At 60.2% G+C, this 21,243-nt stretch carries 17 protein-coding genes; 15 read left to right on the top strand and 2 right to left on the bottom strand.

What is annotated here, in order from left to right; all coding sequences use genetic code 11:
- Window positions 1-30: 30 nt before the first annotated feature.
- Window positions 31-423, top strand: coding sequence for a hypothetical protein (locus tag FO268_RS06445; protein ID WP_150990877.1), 393 nt, complete (start codon window positions 31-33; stop codon window positions 421-423).
- An 18-nt stretch (window positions 424-441) separates the two neighbouring features.
- On the opposite strand, the gene FO268_RS06440 is transcribed toward FO268_RS06445, so the two are convergent.
- Window positions 442-753: a site-specific integrase gene (locus FO268_RS06440; protein WP_150990875.1), complete on the bottom strand. Its 312-nt coding sequence runs from the start codon at window positions 751-753 to the stop codon at window positions 442-444.
- Between the two features lie 145 nt (window positions 754-898).
- A complete protein-coding gene (locus FO268_RS06435; RefSeq protein WP_150990873.1) occupies window positions 899-1,159 on the bottom strand; it encodes an acyl-CoA-binding protein in 261 nt (86 codons plus the stop codon).
- 314 nt (window positions 1,160-1,473) lie between these two features.
- Between FO268_RS06435 and tssB the strand changes: the two genes are divergently transcribed.
- The 14 genes from tssB to tssM all read left to right on the top strand — a co-directional run bounded on the left by tssB (window position 1,474) and on the right by tssM (window position 21,202).
- On the top strand, window positions 1,474-1,974 hold the full coding sequence (gene tssB / locus FO268_RS06430; protein WP_150990871.1) for a type VI secretion system contractile sheath small subunit: 501 nt from the start codon (window positions 1,474-1,476) through the stop codon (window positions 1,972-1,974).
- A 63-nt stretch (window positions 1,975-2,037) separates the two neighbouring features.
- Window positions 2,038-3,540, top strand: a complete 1,503-nt coding sequence (gene tssC, locus FO268_RS06425) for a type VI secretion system contractile sheath large subunit (protein WP_150990869.1) — start codon at window positions 2,038-2,040, stop codon at window positions 3,538-3,540.
- Between the two features lie 3 nt (window positions 3,541-3,543).
- Window positions 3,544-3,984 carry a type VI secretion system baseplate subunit TssE gene (gene tssE, locus FO268_RS06420; protein WP_150990867.1) on the top strand — a complete coding sequence of 147 codons (441 nt, stop codon included), beginning with the start codon at window positions 3,544-3,546 and terminating at the stop codon, window positions 3,982-3,984.
- Between the two features lie 266 nt (window positions 3,985-4,250).
- Window positions 4,251-6,023: a type VI secretion system baseplate subunit TssF gene (gene tssF / locus FO268_RS06415; RefSeq protein WP_150990865.1), complete on the top strand. Its 1,773-nt coding sequence runs from the start codon at window positions 4,251-4,253 to the stop codon at window positions 6,021-6,023.
- Window positions 5,987-7,003, top strand: coding sequence for a type VI secretion system baseplate subunit TssG (tssG, locus tag FO268_RS06410; RefSeq protein WP_150990863.1), 1,017 nt, complete (start codon window positions 5,987-5,989; stop codon window positions 7,001-7,003). The genes tssF and tssG overlap by 37 nt, the downstream gene beginning before the upstream one ends.
- Before the next feature lie 33 nt (window positions 7,004-7,036).
- A complete protein-coding gene (gene tagH, locus FO268_RS06405; RefSeq protein ID WP_150990861.1) occupies window positions 7,037-8,371 on the top strand; it encodes a type VI secretion system-associated FHA domain protein TagH in 1,335 nt (444 codons plus the stop codon).
- Window positions 8,368-8,901: a type VI secretion system lipoprotein TssJ gene (gene tssJ / locus FO268_RS06400; RefSeq protein ID WP_150990859.1), complete on the top strand. Its 534-nt coding sequence runs from the start codon at window positions 8,368-8,370 to the stop codon at window positions 8,899-8,901. Before tagH ends, tssJ begins: the two co-directional genes overlap by 4 nt.
- Complete coding sequence (gene tssK, locus FO268_RS06395; RefSeq protein ID WP_150990857.1) at window positions 8,901-10,235, top strand: type VI secretion system baseplate subunit TssK; 1,335 nt, start codon at window positions 8,901-8,903, stop codon at window positions 10,233-10,235. Before tssJ ends, tssK begins: the two co-directional genes overlap by 1 nt.
- 3 nt (window positions 10,236-10,238) lie before the next feature.
- Window positions 10,239-11,066 carry a type IVB secretion system protein IcmH/DotU gene (gene icmH / locus FO268_RS06390; RefSeq protein WP_150990855.1) on the top strand — a complete coding sequence of 276 codons (828 nt, stop codon included), beginning with the start codon at window positions 10,239-10,241 and terminating at the stop codon, window positions 11,064-11,066.
- A 10-nt stretch (window positions 11,067-11,076) separates the two neighbouring features.
- Complete coding sequence (gene tssH / locus FO268_RS06385) at window positions 11,077-13,719, top strand: type VI secretion system ATPase TssH (protein ID WP_191966867.1); 2,643 nt, start codon at window positions 11,077-11,079, stop codon at window positions 13,717-13,719.
- A 169-nt stretch (window positions 13,720-13,888) separates the two neighbouring features.
- The gene (locus FO268_RS06380; RefSeq protein WP_150991733.1) at window positions 13,889-15,454 is read left to right on the top strand and encodes a sigma-54-dependent Fis family transcriptional regulator; all 1,566 of its coding nucleotides are present in this window, start codon (window positions 13,889-13,891) and stop codon (window positions 15,452-15,454) included.
- Window positions 15,451-16,104 (top strand): type VI secretion system-associated protein VasI, encoded by a 654-nt coding sequence (gene vasI / locus FO268_RS06375; protein ID WP_150990851.1) that lies wholly within the window; start codon window positions 15,451-15,453, stop codon window positions 16,102-16,104. The genes FO268_RS06380 and vasI overlap by 4 nt, the downstream gene beginning before the upstream one ends.
- A gap of 43 nt (window positions 16,105-16,147) precedes the next feature.
- Window positions 16,148-17,584: a type VI secretion system protein TssA gene (gene tssA, locus FO268_RS06370; RefSeq protein WP_150990849.1), complete on the top strand. Its 1,437-nt coding sequence runs from the start codon at window positions 16,148-16,150 to the stop codon at window positions 17,582-17,584.
- A gap of 33 nt (window positions 17,585-17,617) precedes the next feature.
- Window positions 17,618-21,202, top strand: a complete 3,585-nt coding sequence (tssM, locus tag FO268_RS06365) for a type VI secretion system membrane subunit TssM (protein ID WP_150990847.1) — start codon at window positions 17,618-17,620, stop codon at window positions 21,200-21,202.
- Window positions 21,203-21,243: the final 41 nt, after the last annotated feature.

The following is a 21,243-nucleotide window of genomic DNA, read 5'->3' as shown; positions in this document are numbered from 1 at the left end:
AGGGCAGCAATCGGGGTTGCAGTGACAATAATGGCACTGCCATTACTGGTGTGTGCGCAAACGGATGAAGATACGGTTGACGGGGGTGCGTTCAACTATGAGGAACGCTCAACCCTGCACACTATTCCTTTCCGATCCATGGAGGAAGAGTCCCTGGCCAACACCGTGATCGAAGGCGGGCTGGAAGCGCCGGCGGCCGGGGTGCCGGTGCAGCCGCGAACGGACGAGGATTTCTATCTTGATCCTCTCGCCCTGCAACCCCGGGACCCACGCACGGACCTTGGTCGCAACGAAATTCCGGTGGAATTCCGTTTCAGCAATCCCAAGTCTATCCCCGGACAGACCCACGGTGACAACTACATCATCCGGCCACCCACCAACCGCAACTACGGCGCGTTCAATACCACAACTACCGAGCGCTGATTCTCACGCTGGGCCGACTCAGGCGGCGGCGATTCCATCCGGCTCGTTTCTGCCCAGCACATCCTCGTAAAAGAACGCCAGGGCTTGTTTTGCCTGATTCATGCGTGCCCTTGATACCTGCAGGCGCTCGCTCAGATAGGCCAGGAAAAGCTGCCGATCATCAGGCTGCAGTGCATCGGGATCTTTCAGGTTGTGAAAAAGCACAAACCGGGAAATCCAGTGGAGGTAGGTCTGTTCTGCGCGATGGTTAAGCTGGTGTTTGCGGATGGCGCCAGTCACTCGACTGACAAGGCCGGGCTGGGACTGTTCCAGCGCCTCGGTAATATCCATGGTGCGTCTTCCGTGTGAATTGTTGTTCTTATGTTGGGCGCATCTTATGACAATCGTTTGACCGTCGCAAAAATTTTCACCGGGAGAATTGACGGGGAGCAACTCCCGTTACGGTAGCCGCTCCCGTGAATGCCTGGCGGCCCGGTTACTTCAGGGCTTCCAGTTTGTCGATGTACTGCTGCATGGCTTCCTCCGACGACATTCCTTTTACCTTTTCCCAGGCGTCGTACTTGGCGCGGCCAACGAAATCCATCATGCCCGGGCGTTTGCCGTTGACATCGCCTTCGGTGGCCTGCTTGTAGAGGGCGTAGAACTCCAGTTTCAGTTCGTTGGACGGCTTGAAGTCGCCCTCTGCGCTCTGGATGTAGTTGACAGCTTCGTCAAAACGGGTTTTCAGGTCACTCATGTGGGGGTCCTTTTTTTGGTGTTGAATCCGTAACTCACGGTCAGTCAGAGTATATCCAGACGCTCTGCCGCCGTCATTGGCTGATCTTTCCAGTCGGCTCAGCACTATCGCCACAGGAGGCGCCGTATGGCCAAAACATCGACAGCTTGGCAATTCTTTGCCCGGAACCGGTTTTTTGCCAAGAGCTGGCCAGTTTTTGCTTGAGTGCCTGATTAATTCTGTGTAAAGTTTTGCCCGTAGCGTGCCAGGAAGGTGCGCACAAAGGACTGTAATACAGCAACTGAGTTTGCACATGGACCACAGGGAGCAAGCGCATGTCTTCAAAAGACGGTTCCGTCGCGCCTAAAGAGCGCATCAATATCAAGTACGTCCCCGCCACCGGTGATCAGCAGGCTGAAACAGAGCTACCGCTGAAGATGTTTGTCGTTGGTGACTTCAAGGGACAGGCCGAAGAAACTCCGATCGAAGACCGCAAGGCGATTTCCGTCGACAAGAACAACTTCCGTTCTGTGATGTCGGAAGCCGGTCTTACCCTCTCCACTACTGTCACCAACAAGCTGGACGAAGAAGCCGAAGAACTGCCGGTTAACCTCGCGTTCCAGACCCTGGATGACTTTTCCCCGGATAGTATCTCCCGCCAGGTACCGGAGCTGAAGAAGCTGATCGAGCTTCGTGAAGCACTGGTTGCCCTCAAGGGCCCGCTGGGCAACGTACCATCGTTCCGTTCCAAGCTGCAGGAACTGCTGGACAACGATGACGCCCGCGACAAACTCCTTCAGGAGCTTGAGCTGGCCACGGACGAAAGCGGCGAATAATCCGGATTCTGCCATTGCTGGCAGGTCTCACTTTTCTATTAAAACGTACTGAAGGGATGTGGTATGTCTGATACTGCTGAGCAGCAATCTGCTGCCTCCGAATCCGTTGCGGATGACCGTCAATCAGGAGCTGAAGGCTCTCTGCTGGACCAGGTAATGGCCAACAGTCGCATGGCGCCCGCCGATGAAGGATACGATGTGGCGCGCCGCGGCGTGGCGACGTTTATTTCCAACCTGCTGAAAAGCGACGAGAAAGGCCAGCCGGTCAACAAGGCACTGGTTGACCAGATGGTGGTCGAGCTGGACCGCAAGATCAGCGCCCAGATGGATGAAATCCTGCACGCACCAAAATTGCAGGAACTGGAATCCTCCTGGCGCGGCCTGAAACTGATGGTTGATCGCACGGACTTCCGCGAGAACATCAAGGTGGACATTCTCCACGCCACCAAGACCGAATTGCTGGAAGACTTCGAGTTTGCGCCCGACGTAACCCAGACCGGTTTCTACAAGCACATTTACTCCACCGAATACGGCCAGTTTGGCGGTGAGCCGGTGGGTGCTGTGGTCGGCAACTACGCGTTTACGCCTTCCACGCCGGACATGAAGCTGCTGCAGTATGTGTCGTCCGTGGGCGCCATGGCCCATGCGCCGTTCCTGTCCTCCGTTGCGCCATCATTCTTCGGTGTCGACAGTTATCAGGAACTGCCCGCGATCAAGGAACTGAAAGCCGTCTTCGAAGGCCCGAAATACGCCAAGTGGCGCTCCCTGCGTGAGTCGGAAGACGCCCGCTACCTGGGCCTTACCTCACCACGCTTCCTGCTGCGGGTGCCTTACGATCCCACCGAAAACCCGGTGCGCAGTTTCAACTACAAGGAAGACGTGTCCGGTGACCACGAGCATTACCTGTGGGGTAACACCGCCTACCTGCTGGCCACGCGCCTGACAGAAAGCTTCGCCAAGTACCGCTGGTGCCCGAATATCATCGGCCCGCAAAGCGGTGGTTCCGTGGAAGACCTGCCGGTTCATACCTTTGAATCCTTCGGCCAGCTGGAAGCCAAGATTCCGACCGAGGTGCTGATCACCGACCGTCGCGAATACGAAATGGCTGACGAAGGTTTCATCGCCCTGACCATGCGCAAGGGCAGCGACAATGCGGCGTTCTTCTCTGCCAACTCCGTGCAGAAGCCCAAGCAGTTCCCGAACACCAAGGAAGGCAAGGAAGCGGAAACCAACTACAAGCTGGGTACCCAACTGCCTTACATGATGATCGTCAACCGCCTGGCGCACTACATCAAGGTGCTACAGCGTGAGCAGATCGGTTCCTGGAAAGAGCGCCAGGACCTGGAGCGGGAACTGAACACCTGGATTCGTCAGTACGTTGCCGACCAGGAAAACCCGCCGGCGGACGTTCGCAGCCGTCGTCCTTTGCGCGCTGCCAAGGTGATCGTCTCCGATGTGGAAGGCGATCCGGGCTGGTACTCGGTCTCCCTGGCGGTTCGTCCGCACTTCAAGTACATGGGTGCGAACTTCGAGCTGTCACTCGTCGGCCGTCTGGACAAGGACTGATCCGTGTTCAGGAACACCGGTGTTGACGGTGTTCAGGCTTCGGGCGGCAGTCTGTTCGAGAGACTGGAGCAGGCTGCCGAACCCGCGGGGCAGAGCATGGGGGAAGTGACCCATGTGGTGGATTCCATCAAGCGCCACCTGGTTCGTCTGCTGAATGCCCATCCGGGTAACAGTGAAAGCGTGCCGGACCTGGGGCTGGTGGATTTTAACGACGCCACCCTTGGTACCCATGACCTGAGCATTCGTATTCGCAGCGCCATACGACAGTGTATTGAGAAGTTTGAACCCAGGGTGAACCGGGTGGATGTGATGGCGATGCCCCAGGGGCCGGATCCATTGCAGTTGCGGTTCCAGGTGACGGTCTACCTGAAGGTGGGTTCGGATGACGATAAAACGACCATTGATTTGTTATTGGATGACAAGCGCTATTATCGGGTGATCTGAAATCACTGGTAATAGCAAGCAGACACGGATGAGAACAGGTGATGCAGGGGGCTGCCCAAAAGTGTGCGGAGCCATGGATGGCGGAGCCCAAGCGCCCACGGACGGCTTGAGCGTCTTTTGGGCAGCCCCCTGCATTGCCTGTTCGGAGTCAGAGGCGATGGCGATACCTTTTCTTCTGGGAAAAAGAACTCGCTTTGCTCGGACACCTTTTTCCCGGCAGAAAAGGTATCCCCATCCCCTCGATCGAACTTTGGTGTAGTAGTTCTATGAAGTTGAATCGGTTTTACAGGGACGAACTTAGCTTTCTGCGATTGCAGGGGCGGGAATTTGCGGATGCACATCCGCAGCTGACCCGTTTCCTGTCGGAGCAGAGCACTGATCCGGATGTCGAACGGCTGCTGGAAGGCTTTGCCTTCCTGACCGGGAAGCTCCGTGAAAAGGTCGAGGACGAGTTTCCGGAGCTGACGCATTCGCTGTTGAACATGCTGTGGCCGAACTACCTGCGCCCGGTGCCAAGTTGCACCATTATGCGGTTTGATCCGCAGTTGCATGCCATCAGTGAGCGTCAGCGGGTTGAGCGGCATACCGAGATCAAGAGCCGGCCACTGGGCGACGCCACGCGCCAGACCCAGTGTCGGTTCCGGACCTGCCGGGCAGTGGATGTGTTTCCGGTGAGTGTGGCGGATGCCCACGCGGAGCATTCAAGGGAAGTGTCCTCTGTGACTGTCGACCTGGCACTGCATACCGACCAGCCACTGTCCTCCCTTGGTCTGGATAGCCTGCGTTTTTACCTGGGTGGCGAGAGCCACATTTCCGAAACGCTTTATCTATGGCTGAACCATTACCTGCAGCGCATGGAATTGGTGGTCGGCGATTCGGTGTTTTCCATCCCGGCCAGCCATCTGAAGCCGGTGGGGTTTGCTAACGATGAAGCGCTGCTGCCTTATCCCAAGAATGCCTATCCCGGCTACCGGATCCTGCAGGAATTCCTGAGTTTTCCCGAAGCCTTCCGGTTCGTGGATATTCAGGGCCTGAAATCACGGTTGCCTGCGGTGCAGGCGGATGAAGTCAGCCTGCGTTTTCACTTCAGCCGGATTCTTCCGCCGGATGCGAAGATCCGTGCGGAGAATTTCCAGCTTTACTGCACGCCGGCCATCAATCTCTTTACTCATGAGGCCGACCCGGTGGACCTGAATGGTCGCCAGACGGAGTACCGGATTGCGCCGTCCAGTCGCTCGCCGGAGCACTACGAGGTGTTCAGTATCGAGCAGGTAGAGGGCTGGCTGGAAGGGCGGTCGGGGCGTGGGGAGCCGCGGTTGTACACTGCCTTTGAGAGTTTTCAGCACGAGGTAGAGCGTGATCGTGGCCGTACCGCCCTGTATTACCGGGTCAAGGCCCGGGAGAGTGTGCGGGGGGATGGTTTCGATCACTATATTTCCTTCGTGCGCGGTGATGAGTCCGAGTGCATGAACCGCCAGGAAGCGGTGTCGCTGACGCTCACCTGTACCAACCGGCAGTTGCCGCACCAATTGGCGGTGGGTGAGATTTGCATGGCCACGGAGACGACACCGGCTTTTGCGTCGTTCAGCAATATTACCCGGCCCACCCATACCTTGCGGCCGACGCTGGATGGCAGCCTGTTATGGACGCTGATCTCCAACCTGTCGCTGAACTATCTGTCGCTGCTGGACGTGGATGCCCTGCGAACGGTGCTACGAGTCTATGACTTTCGGGCGCTGGTGGATCGACAGGCGGAGCGGGTCTCCCAGAAACGCCTGGCCGGCATCCTGGATATCGAAACCACGCCGGTGGACCGGATGGTGCGGGGGTTGCCGGTGCGGGGTATCCGCTCAGTGATGCGGCTGGACCAGCAGTCGTTTGCCTCGGAAGGCGATCTTTACCTGTTCGGCACCGTACTCAGCCAGTTTTTTGCCCTTTACGCCAGTATTAACGCATTTCACCAACTGGAAGTGGTGAATACAGACAACCAGGAACGGTACACATGGACGTTACAGCAAGGGCAACAGCCTCTGATGTAGCTGAGCTGCAGCCCGTTCTGGGCAATGCACGACGCTACAGCTTTTTCCAGCTGGTAGACCTGATCCATCGCCATCACGGTGATGATCTGGAGCGGTCCCAGGACGAACAGCCCCAGCGGGAGCGTATCCGCTTCTCGGCATCGGCGGGGCTCGGTTTTCCCGGGAGCGATGTGGTGTCAGCGGCGTCGCCGGAGCACGAGCACGCCCCCTACCAGCTGGAAGTCAGTTTTCTGGGATTGCACGGTTCCCAGTCGCCCTTGCCCGGCTACTACCTGGAAGATCTGGCCTGGGAAGCAGGGCAGAACCTGGGCATCCGGCGCCACTTTCTGGATTTTTTCAATCACCGGCTGGTGACCCTGTTTCACCGGGCGTGGCGCAAGTATCGCTACTACGTGCGGTTCCGGCCGGAGGCATCGGACGGTTTTTCAGAGCATATATTTTCGCTCGTTGGCCTGGGGGATCCGCAGGTCAGGGCGGCAACGCCGGTCAACTGGTCGAAGATGCTGGCTTACGCCGGGATGATGGCAGGGCGCAGCCGCTCGCCGGAAGTGGTCAGCGGTATTATCGGCCACTGTTTCGATCTTGACGACGTGGGAATTGAGCAGTGGGTATTGCGCCGGGTGGCCATTCCGAAGGACCAGCAAACCCGCCTGGGGCAGGCCAATGCCGCCCTGGGTGAGGACACATTGGTGGGCTCCGGCATCCGTGATCGCAGTGGCAAGTTCATCCTGCGCATCCGCAACCTGGACCGCCAGCGGTTCGCGGACTTCCTGCCCAATGGGGAAGACCACGACCGGCTGGTGAAACTGGTGGAGTTTGTGACCCGGGAACAGCTCGCCTACGACCTCGAACTGCAGATGCGCCCCCGGGACGTCAAACCGATGCAACTGGGGGCGGACGTGCGGCTGGGCTGGAACTCGTTTGTGACGCCGGAAAAGGCCCGGAAGCTGCCCGCGGTGCGTCTTCAAATACGCCGCTGAACTCACAATGGATTGTGTAAAAGGAAACCGGATATGGAACATCAACAAACCCGCAGCCTGAAACTGGTGGTCAGTAACCCCACCCAGGTGGCCAGTGGCCTGGCGCGGGAGCATGTGTTCAGCGTCAGTGGCGGCTCGATTGGCAGTGCCGGCAGCGACACCTGGCAACTGTCCTCCCACCGCACCGGCGCGGTGGCTGGCCACGCCGAAGTGCGCTTTATGGACGGCGTATTCTGCCTGATCGACCGTAGTGGCCGTACCTACATTAACAGTGGCACTCAGCCAGTGGGGCGTGGTCGCCGGGCGCGCCTGAAGACTGGCGATACGATCACTATTGGTCGTTATCAGCTCAAGGCGGAGGTGCTTGGTGGTCAGCGCCACAACGGCGCCCTCCCGGAGGAGGTGGAGGACACCACCCTGGTCAATGTGGATGAAGGTGAGTTGGTACGCGCAGAAAACCGCGAGCTGGAAACGGTTGGTGATGAACCTCTGCATGGTTTGCAGCCGGCACCGGGCGAAACCTTCAGTGACGACCCGCTGCAGGCCTGGACTGACACCCCGGAGGATGACCGCAAACGCGACGAGGACATCAACCGCGAGCAGGACGCCTTACTGGCAGACAATCCGGAGTGGCATGCCCGCGACGGCGCTGTCACTGACGAGTACCGCGAGAACCGCGATGTAGCCATGGGATTGCCCATGCGAAAAGGAGAGCACGACAGGATGTCCGAGACCCCCAGACCAACACGCCAGCGGGACGCCAATGACCAGAGCCGCCAACACATCAGCGGCGCGCCGCTGTTACGCGGCATGGATACTGACCTGGGCTTTGCCGACAGCGATGAGATGCGCCTGTTTCTGGAAGAGGCCGGCCAGACCCTGAAAGCCACAGTGGAAGGCCTGCTAAGCCTTCACCAGGGCGAAGACAGCCGCCACCAGGCACTGCGTACCCGCCTCCAGCCCATTGAGGACAACCCTTTGCGCCTGGGCGAAGACTACCACGATACCGTGCAGACCCTGTTCGCCAGCCAGCGTAGCCCGGTGCACCTGTCAGCACCTGCGGCGGTCAGCGAGAGCCTGCAGAGCCTTCGACATCATCAGGTAGCCACGCAGACTGCCATACGCGAGGGGTTGGATGCCATTCTGCATGCCTTCTCACCAGAGGCATTACTGCGCCGCTTCCATGGTTATCGCCGTGGGCTGAAAACCGATGAAGACGAGAGCAACTGGGCGTGGGAAATGTACCAACACTATTACCGGGAACTGAGTTCCAGTCGTCAGCAGGGCTTCGAGCGTCTTTTTCAGGAGGTGTTCGAGCAGGCTTACGATCAACAATTGCGTCAATTACAGAGGGAGAACCTGTCGTGAAGTACTGCAAATGGAGTTTGCTGGTCGCCATTCTCGTTTTGGTGGGGTGCAGCACCCCCTACAACGCTGTTACCAAAACCGCCAAGGTCATGTGGGACCCGGATATCCCCGTGGGTTACCCGGAAGACTTGCCCAGTCGGGTGGACCTGACCATGCTGGCGGAGCCAGATGTGAACCCGAACGAATCCCTGGCTCCCACACCCATCGCGTTCCAGATCATCGAGATGCGGGACAGCTCACGTCTTATGGCCGCTGACTTTGACCAGTTGCTGGGTGAGCTGGAGCCGTCCCTGGGACGCAACTATGTGGACCACAGTGATTACACGCTCGTGCCAGGGCAGTTCAAGTTTATTGAGCCGTTCGAGATTGATGAGGATACGCGGTTTATTGGTGTGATTGCCTTCTACGCCTATCCCAACCTGTCCCAGTGGAAAAAGGTGGTGAAGGTGGACCCTATCGGTGGTCGCTACCACCTGCTGGTCAACCTGCGCGAGCGTGAAGTTACACTCAGAAGGTCGGATGAATCCTGATGTCTGCAACCAATCGAGTCGTCTGGAGTGATGGGTTGTTTATCAAGCCCCAGCATTTCCAGCAGCAACAACGATACCTGGAACACCAGATCAACGAACGGGCTCTGGCGATTTCTGATTACCTTTATGGTTTCAGTGACCTGGAGCTCAACGCGGAATACCTTAGCTTTGGCCGGGTGGGCCTGGTGAGGGCGAGCGGCCTGTTCCCGGATGGCACGCGTTTTTGCCTTCCCCAGGACGATGTGATGCCAGAGCCCCTGGAAATCACCGACGCCTCTGTGGCCAATCAGGTGGTGTACCTGGCCCTGCCATTGGGCAGCGAGAGTCTGGCGGAAGTGGAGTGGCCGGAGGCCGCCATCGCCGGCCGCTTCCGTGCCCAGAGTGAAGAAATCCGGGACTTGCATTCCATCGATGGTGATTCCCACACCATCGACGTGGCCCGGGTGGCTCCGAAGCTGATGCTGGAGCGGGACGATCGCAGTGCCTACGCGGCCCTGGCCATCGGCCGGATCCTGGAGAAGCGCCCGGACGGCAGCCTGGTGATGGACCCGAATTTCGTTCCCACCATGCTCAGCGTGCGGGCGGCGCCCCGGTTGCAGCGCTTCGTGGGGGAAATGGCCGGGCTGATGCGCGAACGGGCCAAGAACATTGCCGAGCGCGTGGGGGCCCCCGGGCAGGGCGGTGTGGCGGATGTGGCGGATTTCATGCTGCTGCAGATGCTCAATCGAGCCCATCCCCGGTTCCTCCACCTGGCGCGGCTACGGCAGTTGCATCCGGAGCGCCTCTACGAGGCGTTGCTGGAGCTCTGCGGCGAGCTGGTGACCTTCACCGACGAGAACCGCCTGCCCCAGGAATACACCGCCTATGATCACGATCTGCCGGAGGCTTCCTTCACACCGCTGATGCAGGTACTGAGGCAGTCCCTCAGTACGGTGCTGGAGCCGCGCGCGCTGGCCATCCAGCTGCAGCAGCGCCAGTACGGTCTGACGGTGGCGCCGATCCAGGATGTACAGCTGATTGGTCAGGCGGAGTTCATCCTGGCGGTGAAAGCGGATATGCCACTGGACGACCTGCGCAAGCAGTTCACCCAGCAGTGCAAGGTGGCGTCGGTGGAGAAAATCCGCGACCTCATCAGTCTGCAACTGCCGGGGATTCCGCTGTCGGCCCTGCCGGTGGCGCCCCGTCAGTTGCCGTATCACGCCGGGTTCGTGTACTTCCGGCTGGACGACCAGAGCCAGGCCTGGCAGATGCTCGACAACGCCAGCGGCTTTGCCTTCCACGTGGCCGGCAGTTTCCCGGGAATGGAAATGCAGTTCTGGGCAATCAGGAGCTAGATCATGGCAGATGCACCGGTGATGGATTCACCCAATGGCAACACGGAAGCAGGTGGCAGTGCGTTTGATGACCTGATGTTCGGGGACAGTAACCCCGACGGTCGCGGGGGCGACCAGGGCTTTGGCAACGACCAGTTCCAACTGCGAGGTCTTGAAGACAACCGGCTGATCGATGCCGCCACGCCCCTGTTGGGGCTGGTTATCCGGGTGCGCCGGCTGGCGGATTTCCACGGCGTGGAAAACCTGTACCAGCAGGTGGTGGATGAAGTGGCCGCCATAGACCGGGAACTGGTAGAGCAGGGCTACGAGCGTCCGACTGTGGTGGCTTACCGCTATGTGCTCTGTGCCTTTATTGACGAAGCTGTACTGGGCACTGAGTGGGGCGCCCATAGCATTTGGTCCCAGCATTCCCTGCTGTCCCGCTTCCACAACGAAACCTGGGGTGGCGAAAAGGTATTTGCCATCACTGCCCGTATGGAGCAGGAACCAGCACGGTATCGCGACATGCTGGAGTTTATCTACCTGTGCCTGTGCCTGGGCTTCGAGGGCCGCTACAAGGTGATGACCAACGGCCGGGACGAGTATGAACAGATTATCCGCGGACTGTACGAGCAGATTCGTGGGCTTCGTCGCGATGAGGAACCGCAGCCACTGAGCAGCGCACTGGACAATGTAACTCCGGCCCGCAACCGGCTGAGGACCGGCCTGCCCCTGTGGGGTATTGGTGGCCTTTTTGTGGCGGCCATGGCCGGGGTATACACGCTTTACAACATAGCGCTGAACGAACGCATCAGGGATGTGCTCAGCGTACTGGAACAACTCCCGAAATAAGGAGATCACTGTGATTCGGGTAGAACTACCGGCGCTGATTGGGCGCCTCAACGAGATTTGTCGCCAGGGCCTGGAAAGCTCGGCGGCGCTGTGTATCAGCCGCCAGGGTGCCGAGATCACCCCGGCCCACCTGCTGTTCAAGCTGCTGGAAACGCCCTTTACCGATGTGCGCCAGATTCTTGAAAGCACCGGAATTGATCACCACACGCTGCAACCGGTTGTGGGGGACAGTCTCAACGGCGAGCCCCAGTCCGCCGAGGCGTACCCTTCGTTTTCCCCGCTGCTGATCGAGTTGCTGCAGGACGCCTGGCTCATCGCTTCCACCGAACTGGGGCACGCAGACTTGCGCTCTGGTGCCATCATGCTGGCACTGCTGATGAATCCAGACCGTTACCTGATGCCCCAGGTCAGCCAGCGCCTGAAAGACATCAACCGGGAACAGTTACGCCGGCAATTCGATTCCATGACCCGTGGATCTGTTGAGCAGCCCCGCGCCGAAGATGGCCCCAGTGCCGCCAATAAGGCGCAGGTGGACATGGACCCGCTCCAGCGCTACGCCACCGACTTCACCAAACTGGCACGGGACAAAAAACTGGACCCGGTGGTGTGCCGCGACACTGAAATCGACCAGATGATCGACATCCTCTGCCGTCGCCGCAAGAACAACCCCATTGTTGTCGGCGATGCCGGCGTGGGCAAAAGCGCCGTAGTCGAGGGCCTGGCCCTGCGCATCGTCAACGGGGATGTCCCCGAACGCCTGACCGGCGTGGAGCTGTGGACCCTGGACATGGGCGCCCTGCAGGCCGGGGCCTCGGTGAAAGGTGAATTTGAAAAACGCCTGAAAGGCGTGATCGAAGCGGTAAAAAACTCCGCTATACCCATCATCCTGTTTATTGACGAAGCCCACACCCTGATCGGCGCCGGCAACAGCGAAGGCGGTTCCGACGCCGCCAACCTGCTCAAACCGGCCCTGGCCCGTGGCGAGCTGAGGACGATCGCGGCCACCACCTGGCGCGAATACAAGAAATACTTCGAGAAAGACCCGGCCCTGAGCCGCCGCTTCCAGCCTGTTGCGCTGGACGAGCCCACACCGGCCCAGGCGGTACATATCCTCCGTGGCCTTCGCACCGTCTACGAAAAGGCCCACCAGGTACTGATCGCCGACAGCGCCCTGAAAGCGGCCGCCGACATGTCCGCCCGATACATGGCCGGCCGCCAGCTTCCGGACAAGGCCATCGACGTACTCGACACCGCCTGCGCCCGGGTCAGCCTCAATCTGAGCACACCCCCGCGTCGCCTCAGCCATGTCCGTAGCGAACTGCACCAGTTGGGCATGGAACAGGACCTGATGATCCGCGAACAGACCCTGGGGCAGCCCATCGACCACCAGCGCGAAAGCGAACTGGTGGAGCGCCTGGAAACCCTTCGGGTGGAAGCGGAAGAGCTGGAACAGAGCTGGAACGACCAGCGGGAACTGGTGGCACGCCTCGTGGATATTCGTGAGCAACTGCTGAGCGAAGACACGATGGATGCAGAACCGGAAGCATCGGCGGAAGAAACCACCCCTGAAACCGACGAAGAGCGCCCGGACCTGAAAAGCGAAGCCGCCGCCATCGAACAGGAACTGGTGGAGCTGCAGGCGGACGAGCCGCTGGTGCACGCCCGTGTCGATGCCCGCCAGGTAGCCGAAGTCATTGCCGACTGGACCGGTATCCCGGTCAACCGCATGACCGCCGACGAACTGGAGAAAATCACCCGCCTGCCGGAGTACCTTCAGTCCCACATCAAGGGTCAGGACACCGCCATCGGCGCGTTGCACCAGCACCTGCTCACCGCCCGCGCAGACCTGCGACGTCCGGGCCGTCCCATGGGCGCCTTCCTGCTGGCCGGTCCCAGCGGTGTGGGTAAAACCGAAACCGTGGTGCAACTGGCCGAACTGCTCTACGGCGGCCGCCAGTTCCTCACTACCATCAACATGTCCGAATACCAGGAGAAACACACCGTCTCCCGCCTGATCGGCTCACCGCCGGGCTATGTGGGCTTCGGTGAAGGCGGCATCCTCACCGAGGCCATCCGCCAGAAGCCCTATTCGGTCGTGCTGCTCGACGAAGTCGAAAAAGCTCACCCGGAAGTGCTCAACCTGTTCTACCAGGCCTTCGACAAAGGTGAACTGGCCGATGGCGAAGGCCGCCTGATCGACTGCAAGAACGTGGTGTTCTTCCTCACCTCGAACCTCGGCTACCAGACCATCGTCAGACACGCCGAGGAACCCGAGAAAATTGAGGAAGCGCTCTACCCGGAACTGGCCGACTTCTTTAAACCAGCATTGCTGGCCCGTATGGAAGTCGTTCCCTACCTGCCGCTGGGTGAAGACACCCTCAACCGCATCGTCTCCGACAAACTCGAGCGCCTGGCCACCCAGATCGGCGACCGTTACCACACCGAAGTGGAACTGGAAGACGGCCTGGTAGAAGCCATCCGCAGCCGCGCCACACGAAGTGAAAACGGTGCACGGATGCTGGAGTCGATCATCGAAGGCGAACTGCTGCCACCGGTCTCGCTGGCGTTGCTGGAAAAGCTGGCAGCGAGAGAGCCGGTTCAGCGCGTCACACTGGGCGTAGAAGACGGGAAATTCACCGGGGTTGTTGCTTAAGGCAACGCGAAAGTAGCGGGTGCTAGGGCTCGGCTTTCCAAAACCCTGCGGAGCCATGGATGGCGGAGCGGAGCGTACAAGGATGTATTCACAGCGTGTTTTGGAAAGCCGAGCCCCAGGGCCCGCGGCCGGCGAACTCAACATCTCAGGGAATAGAAACATGGGACGGATGCAGACGGAACTGCACACCGGCATAGACATGGCGGTGGCATTGATTCGACAGGATAACCTGCCGGCGTTGCTGAAAACCGCCACCAGACAGCTGCAAAACACCTTCGGCCTCACCCGCTGCTGGACACTGGAACTCGACCTCAGCGGTCGGACACTCCACTGTGCCGCACTGGGCGAGCAGGGCGAATTCGACTGCGGCGACTTCAGCCACCCCTTTGCCCACCTGCTACAACAGGGTAAAGCCCGGGAACTGTCCCGCGCCGCCAGCTACCGCCTGGACCACCAAGGCTTCCAGGCCCTGGTCGAAGCCAGCAACCGCCCCCGTTCATTCTGGCTCGAACCCATCAAGGGCGAAGACGGCCGCACCCTCGGCATCCTGGTGCTCTGCAACGAAGAGCCCGAATGGGAAGGCATCATCGCCCAGCCCCTGTACCGGGGCCTGCTGACCCTGTTGTCCCACCAATGGGTCAGCCAGCTCAGAACCAGCGACCAGGTCTGGCAGCGGCGTATGCTCAAGCGCTCCCTGGACCACCTCCACGATGCCGAAACCGTACGCCAGCGCTGCGAACAACTGGCAGAGACCCTGGTGGGCAACTCGGCGGCGATGACCGAACTGCGCGCTCAGATCGTCCGTGCCGCCGGCAGCCAGCTCTCGGTACTGGTGCAGGGTGAGACCGGCTGCGGCAAGGACCTGGTGGCGCAGGGTGTTCACCGCTTCTCGGACCGGGCCGAAGGGCCTTTTGTAGTGGTCAACTGTGCCGCCATCCCGGATTCGCTGCTGGAAAGCGAACTCTTCGGCCACACCAAAGGTGCCTTCTCCGGCGCCGACCGGGCCAAGGAAGGGCTGCTGGCCCAGGCTAATGGCGGCACCCTGTTCCTGGACGAAATCGGCGACATGCCCATGGCCCTGCAATCCAAATTGCTCAGGGTCTTGGAAAGCCGCCGCTTCCGGCCGTTGGGGGCACAGCAGGAACAGCACTCCGATTTTCGCCTGGTGGCGGCGACTCATCAGCCACTGAGCGAATGCATCGAAGACGGCCGCTTCCGCCGGGATCTGTTCTACCGGCTCAGCCAGTTCCCCTTGCGGGTCAAGCCCCTGCGGGAGCGCCCGGAAGACCTGGAGCCTCTTTGCCGGCACTTTATCCGCGAGTACACCGCCCGGGAAGGCGCTGGCCCCATGGGCATTAGCAGCCACGCCCTGAGCATGCTCGTGGACTACAGCTTTCCTGGCAACGGCCGCGAACTGCGGAACATTGTCGAGTTTGCCTGCCTGCAGACTCCGGTGGGTGATGATATCCAGCCGGAAGTGTTGCGCATCGACGAGCTCTTCCCCAGCCAGGAAAGCTGCTACGCCGCCGACTTCCAGGCAGGCGTCGTTCCGGGAGTTCCCCAGGCGGATGAAGTCGACGACCTGCGGGCGGCCGCCCAGGCTTTCGAAGCGGCCATCATCCGTGAGCGTTTGCGCCAGTACGGCGGCAACCGTGCCCAGGCCGCCGAGAGTCTGGGGCTTCCCAAACGAACCCTGGCCCATAAATGTCTGAAATATCAGGTGACCGAAGCGTGAACCCGTTTATTCGTAGTAACAGACCCCATGCCTTGGTGCTCTGCGCCCTGAGCCTGATGTTTTCCCTGGCCGCCAGTGCCGAGGTGAATCAGCAACTGGCGGCGGCCGAGGCCTGTGTGGAAGAGAGCCAGCGCCTGGAACGGCTGGCCTGTTTTGATGAGGTGTTTGGCACTCCCGTTGCCGTCGCCATCAAGGACGCTCTCGGTAACAACCAGCCGGAACGCTGGCGCCAGGCCTTCGCCCAGGAACAGAACCGGGAGCCAGAGGATGGCCCGCTGTATCGAGACACCGCGGATCGGGCAGGGCATCTGCTGACCATCAGCGCACTGGGGGTAAAACCGCCACGGCCGGTATTGGCTGTGCAGTGCCACAACAACATCACTGAGCTCACCCTCATGCTGCCGGAGGCGGTAAAGGAAGAGCGGGTAACCGTTGATTTCGGCCAGGGCCGGCAGGTCTGGCGGGTCAGGGACGACGGATTCGTCATCAGCGGTGGCCGGGGATTGCCGGCCATCCGCACCGTCCAGGAAGTGGCCGGGGGCTCGGGTATCACTGTTGCCTCATCAAGCAGCGCCATCGACGGGCTGATGTTTGACCTTGAGGGTTTCCGGGAAACCCTGAAGCCGCTACGGGAAGACTGTGGCTGGTAAACGCTGAGACATTGAACAGGATTGGTAACGACAGGGATTGGACATGCAGGCAGTAGAGCAGCATCCATACGTTGAACAGGTACTGAGCAGTTTTTCCGGGGAGACCGCCACAGGTAACAACCTGATGGACGATCCCACCATGGAATACCTCGAGAACGAAATCATGAAAGTGGGCTCGCTGGCCCACACCGGCGTGGAATGGGGCAAGGTGGAGAGCGAGTCGCTGCGACTGCTGTCGGACACCAGCAAAGACCTCAAGGTACTGGGCTTCCTGATGCTATGCCTGCAGCGCGGCGGTAACGGCGAGCGCTTTGCCCTGTCACTGTACCTGTTGCACCGGGTGCTGGACACCTGGTGGGACGACGCCTGGCCCTATCCGGGTGAAAAGGGCAAGCGCGCCCGCAAGATGCTGATGACCCAGATTCTGCAACGCTCCCTCAAGGAGGTGTCGGCGCTGAGTTTTGACGGCGGCGTCGGCGATGGCCGCGAATTCTGCCTCACCACCCTGGGTAAACTGCTGGAGCAGGCTGGCGCCCGCGAACTGCCCGATGACGGGCTCCTCGATTTGCGCCGGGCGGTGGCGAAGCTGCCTTCCCCATCGGACGCGCCCGGGCCGTCTGAAGCCGCCAACAAAACCGAAACCGCAACACCGTCTTCTTCCGGGACGTCGTCATCCCATGGCAGCAGCGCGTCTTCCGCTTCCCTCGGCGACCTGACCCTGGACCCGGCGAACGAACGGGCCACGCGCCAGAGTCTGCTGAAAGTGGCCGATCTGCTGACGGAAACCTCACCTGCCGACGCGCTCGGTTACCAACTCCGTCGCTACGCCATCTGGCAGAGCATCACCTCCGTTCCCCCGGCCCGGGACGGCATCAAGACTGACCTGGCCGCCGTGAGCGCGGACCGTGTCGCAGACTATCGGGAGAGCCTGACGAAGTCGCCGGACCTGGCGCTCTGGCAGCGTGTCGAACAAAGCCTGTCGGTCAGCCCATTCTGGCTGGAAGGTCACTGGCTGAGTGCCCAGGTGGCCTCGGCCCTAGGGCACGAGAACTGCGCTGAGGCCATTCGCACAGCGGTCAAAGCCTTTGTTGAGCGGCTGCCGGAGCTGGCGGACATGACCTTTAACGATGGCACTCCTTTTCTACCCAAGACGGTGGCCGACTGGATGCTCAGCGGCCCGGCAAAAACCGGTTCCGTCGGTGGCGCCAGCGCCTGGGACCAAGCGTACCAGAATGCCCGGGACGTTATGGAACAGAAGGGCCTTGCACCGGCGCTGCAACTGCTGGAAGAAGGGCTGGAGGCGGCCAGGGAGCCCAGGGATCGTTTTTATTGGCGGCTTATGAGCAGTCAACTGATGAAAGACAGCGGCATGAAGAGCCTCGCCAAGCAGCAGGTGCAGGATCTGCGCGAGCAGACCCGCGGTATGAGCCTTGAAGACTGGGAGCCTGGCCTTGTTGCCCGGCTGGACAGACTCGCATAAACACAGACGGACTAATTAACAGGAATGGACACCATGTGGAGACAAGCCCTACTCATTGGACGACGGATACTGCCCTATGTGCGCAGTGCGGCGCCGATAACCCTGGCGTTGGGTGTGGTGGTACTGCTGGCCGCAACCTGGTGGCTGGGCCCCCGCCTGGAAATCAACGGCGAATACCCGCTGGCAGCATGGCCGATGCGAGCCCTGGTAACCCTGGTGGTTGTGCTTCTGGGGGCCATGGTCTGGGGTACGGTGCTGGCCCGTAAGTTGCGCAAGGTTAACGCCGCCAAGGCGGAGGAGCAGAAGGAAGAGGAAGACCCGATCCTCCCGCTGGAACGCCGTCAGCAACGTCTGCTTGACCGCAGGCTGGCGGAACTCAGGAGCAACCTGCCAGGCCGCAAAGGCGTCTATCGTTTGCCCTGGTATCTGGTCATGGGCCTGGAAGACGCTGGCAAAACCAGCCTGATCCAGCGGTCGGGGCAGACCTACACTCTCACCAACGTCACCCGTAATCCCCGCACGGAGCGCAACCCGTTCGGTTTCGAATGGTGGGTGGGCGATAACGGTGTACTGATTGATCCTGACGGCGAACTGCTGAGCCAGAACGATGGTCAGGGCGCCAGCAGCGAAATCCAGCAGAGGTTGTGGACCCACTTCATCAACTGGTTGGAGAAGAACCGTCCCCAGCGTCCGCTTAACGGCGTGGTGCTGGCTGTGGACCTTGCACGCCTGAGCACGGCCAATGAACAGCAGCGCCAGGCCCAGGCTATTCTGCTCCGTACCCGTCTGCGGGAACTGATGGAGCAATTGGGATCCCGGTTGCCGGTGTACATCAGCTTCACCAAGATGGACCTGCTTTATGGTTTTGCGCCGTTTGCCCGCACGCTCTCGAAAGCCGAGCGAGAGCAACCCCTGGGCTTTACCTTCCAACTGGACGGCCAGCATGAGCCGGACGACTGGCTGGGCGAGTTTGACCAGAGCTTCAGCATACTGGCGGAGCAACTCGGTGATCGGCTTCCGGATGTTCTGTCCGCCACCAGAGACGCCGAAGAGCGTGCGGCAGCCTATTCCTTTACCCGCCAGCTGGCGGGGCTGAAGCCGGTGCTGGAGCAGTTCCTGGCGGACCTGCTGTCAGCGGATGCGTTTTCAACCCCGGCCCTGGTGCGTGGTACCTATTTTACCTCCGTGGTTCAGGAAGGCGTACCGGAAGATGCTTTTGTATCTGCGGCTGCCGCAAACTACGGTCTGGCCAGCCCGATACAGCCAGCGCAACGTGGCGGGCAGTCCTCAAGCCTGTTCACGGAAAAGCTGTTTCCCAATATTATCTATTGTGAAGCGGGCCTTGCCGGCGACAATCAGAAAGTGGTGGGTGGCCGGCGTCGCCGGATTGCGACGGCCGCGATCGTCGCTGTTGCCGCCGGCCTGGGCATGACCGCCGGCTGGCAGCATTACTTTGTGCAGAACGCCGAAGCGGCCATGGCTGTTGAGGAGCGGGTGCGCAGCTTTATCGATAACTGGCGCCCGATTGGCTACGAACCTGATACCACCGGCCGCAATCTGCTAGAGCCTCTGGATCAGTTGCAGGAAGCCACGCTGGCCTTCGGCGATTATCGGGCGGAACCGGCACTGGTCGCGGATATGGGCCTGTATAAGGGCCACAAGATTGGTCCGGAGGTGGAAAAGTCCTACCTGGATATGCTGGCCTACCAGTTCATGCCGGCATTGATGTTGGGTGTAATGGGCGAGATGAGCAATTCGCCGGACAACAGCTCCGAGCGCCTTGATCACCTGCGGGTATTGCGCATGCTTTACGACGCCAGCGGCCGCCGCAGAGACATTGTTCACAGCTACATGAGCGACTATTGGCAACGGGCCTACCCGGCGCAGCGAAACCTGCAGCGGCGGCTGCTAAGCCATCTGGACTATGCCCTGTTGCACACGGACCTGAATCAGCGTGTGGCGGACGGTGACAAGACCGCCGATATGGCGCTGGCGCCTTTCCGCAGCAGTGTCCAGTGGGCCCAGCATGAACTCGGTCGTATCGCGACTCCGGAACGGGTCTACCGTGATCTTGAAAAGGAAGCCGCGCAGAATTTCCGCTCACCTCTTGACCTGGCAAGGGAGTCCGGACCGGCTTTCAGCACGGTCTTCGTAGGCCTGGATGAATTCGGCGAGCCGCTGGATGAGGAGAATACGTCACAGGAAAATCCGGTTGTGATTCCATCTCTGCTGACCCGTGAAGGTCTGAATTCCTGGTTCATGAGCAAGTCCGGCTCCGTTACTGAGCTGGCACTGGTGGATGCGTGGGTGCTTGGCCGCCGGGACGATGTGGACTTCAGCGCGGCTGATGAGGCACGGTTGCAGGCGCAACTGCAGGCCCTGTATGCAGAAAACTATGTGGCCAACTGGCGTCGGGCTTTGAGCCGGCTGGACATCCGTAGCTTCAGTGACCTGAATCATGGTGTGCGTGTTCTGGAAAGCCTCACCAGTGGTCACGAACCGCTGAACCAGTTGCTGGCCCATGTGACCACAAATACCCGCCTGATTCCCGGTGGCAGCGAAGAGGCCGAGGCGGCCCGCAAGGTGATGGAGCAGTCTTCCCATTTTCAGATGGTTCAGGACATTGAGCGTCAGTTTACCGACCTGAACGAACTGATGGACAAGCAGGGGGAGGATCCCAGCGATATGGAACAGGTAATGGAGGTGGTTCAAAGCCTGCATACCTATCTGCGCGGTATCCAGGAAGCGCCGGACCGTGGCAAGGCTGCGCTGGCCGCCGCCCGTGCCCGTATGGGACTGCAAGGCGTGGACCCGATTTTCACACTGCAGCGGGTGGCCTCAAACCAGCCAGCGCCCCTGGATCGCATGCTGGAAAAACTGGCTTCCGAAAGCTGGCGAGTGGTGCTGGATCAGGCGGTGGCGCAATTGGAACGTCAGTGGTACCAGGAAGTGTATCAGCCGTTCCAGCAGAGCCTGGCCAGGCATTACCCGTTCAGTCCCGGAGCAGGGCGTGATGCCGCACTGCAGGATTTTGAGCACTTCTTCGCGCCGGATGGTGTCCTGGATACGTTCTACAAAGAAAACCTGAAACTGTTCCTGGAAGATCATCCTGAGCATATTGCCGGTTCCAAGCGTGCCAGCCTGGTTCGTCGCGACGTGCTGGCGTCGCTGGAAAAGGCTGAAAACATTCGCCGCGCCTTCTTTACCAGAAGCGGTTCACTGGACGTTGAGTTCGCACTGGAACCGTTGCATTTGTCCTCTAACAAGCGCCGCAGTGTGATGAACGTGGATGGCCAACTCGTGGAGTTCAGTCATGGGCCGAGCCAGAGCATCCCACTGGTGTGGCCTAATACGTTACGGGATTCGGTCGAAAGCCGGGTCACCCTTGTGCCCACGGAAGTGAACCGTTCCCCCAGGAGTCTCTCGGAAAATGGCCCCTGGGCGTTGTTCCGCCTCCTGGATGATGCAGATATCACCGGCGTGAGCAGCAGTGCGGTGGACGTGCGGTTTGCCCTGGACGAGGGCGAGATGCGTTATCGCCTGCATGCGGGCAGCAATACCAACCCGTTCACACAGAAATTGCTGGCGGGGTACCAGATTCCACGCAGTCTGTATTAAGCCCCCGGTTGTGGGTGCGCTGGCTTGAACGCTGCCCGGGT

Source organism: Marinobacter denitrificans (assembly GCF_008795955.1).
GTDB lineage: Bacteria > Pseudomonadota > Gammaproteobacteria > Pseudomonadales > Oleiphilaceae > Marinobacter > Marinobacter denitrificans.
The sequence above is the reverse complement of the archived record's forward strand: the minus strand, read 5'-3'. Positions and strand labels throughout refer to the sequence as shown.

Bases quoted from the DNA above. Each gene is read 5' to 3' on its own strand.
- FO268_RS06445 (WP_150990877.1), top strand. From the start codon at position 31: ATGGCACTGCCATTACTGGTGTGTGCGCAAACGGATGAAGATACGGTT.
- FO268_RS06440 (WP_150990875.1), bottom strand. From the start codon at position 753: ATGGATATTACCGAGGCGCTGGAACAGTCCCAGCCCGGCCTTGTCAGT.
- FO268_RS06435 (WP_150990873.1), bottom strand. From the start codon at position 1,159: ATGAGTGACCTGAAAACCCGTTTTGACGAAGCTGTCAACTACATCCAG.
- tssB (WP_150990871.1), top strand. From the start codon at position 1,474: ATGTCTTCAAAAGACGGTTCCGTCGCGCCTAAAGAGCGCATCAATATC.
- tssC (WP_150990869.1), top strand. From the start codon at position 2,038: ATGTCTGATACTGCTGAGCAGCAATCTGCTGCCTCCGAATCCGTTGCG.
- tssF (WP_150990865.1), top strand. From the start codon at position 4,251: ATGAAGTTGAATCGGTTTTACAGGGACGAACTTAGCTTTCTGCGATTG.
- tssG (WP_150990863.1), top strand. From the start codon at position 5,987: ATGGACGTTACAGCAAGGGCAACAGCCTCTGATGTAGCTGAGCTGCAG.
- tagH (WP_150990861.1), top strand. From the start codon at position 7,037: ATGGAACATCAACAAACCCGCAGCCTGAAACTGGTGGTCAGTAACCCC.
- tssK (WP_150990857.1), top strand. From the start codon at position 8,901: ATGTCTGCAACCAATCGAGTCGTCTGGAGTGATGGGTTGTTTATCAAG.
- icmH (WP_150990855.1), top strand. From the start codon at position 10,239: ATGGCAGATGCACCGGTGATGGATTCACCCAATGGCAACACGGAAGCA.
- FO268_RS06380 (WP_150991733.1), top strand. From the start codon at position 13,889: ATGCAGACGGAACTGCACACCGGCATAGACATGGCGGTGGCATTGATT.
- tssA (WP_150990849.1), top strand. From the start codon at position 16,148: ATGCAGGCAGTAGAGCAGCATCCATACGTTGAACAGGTACTGAGCAGT.
- tssM (WP_150990847.1), top strand. From the start codon at position 17,618: ATGTGGAGACAAGCCCTACTCATTGGACGACGGATACTGCCCTATGTG.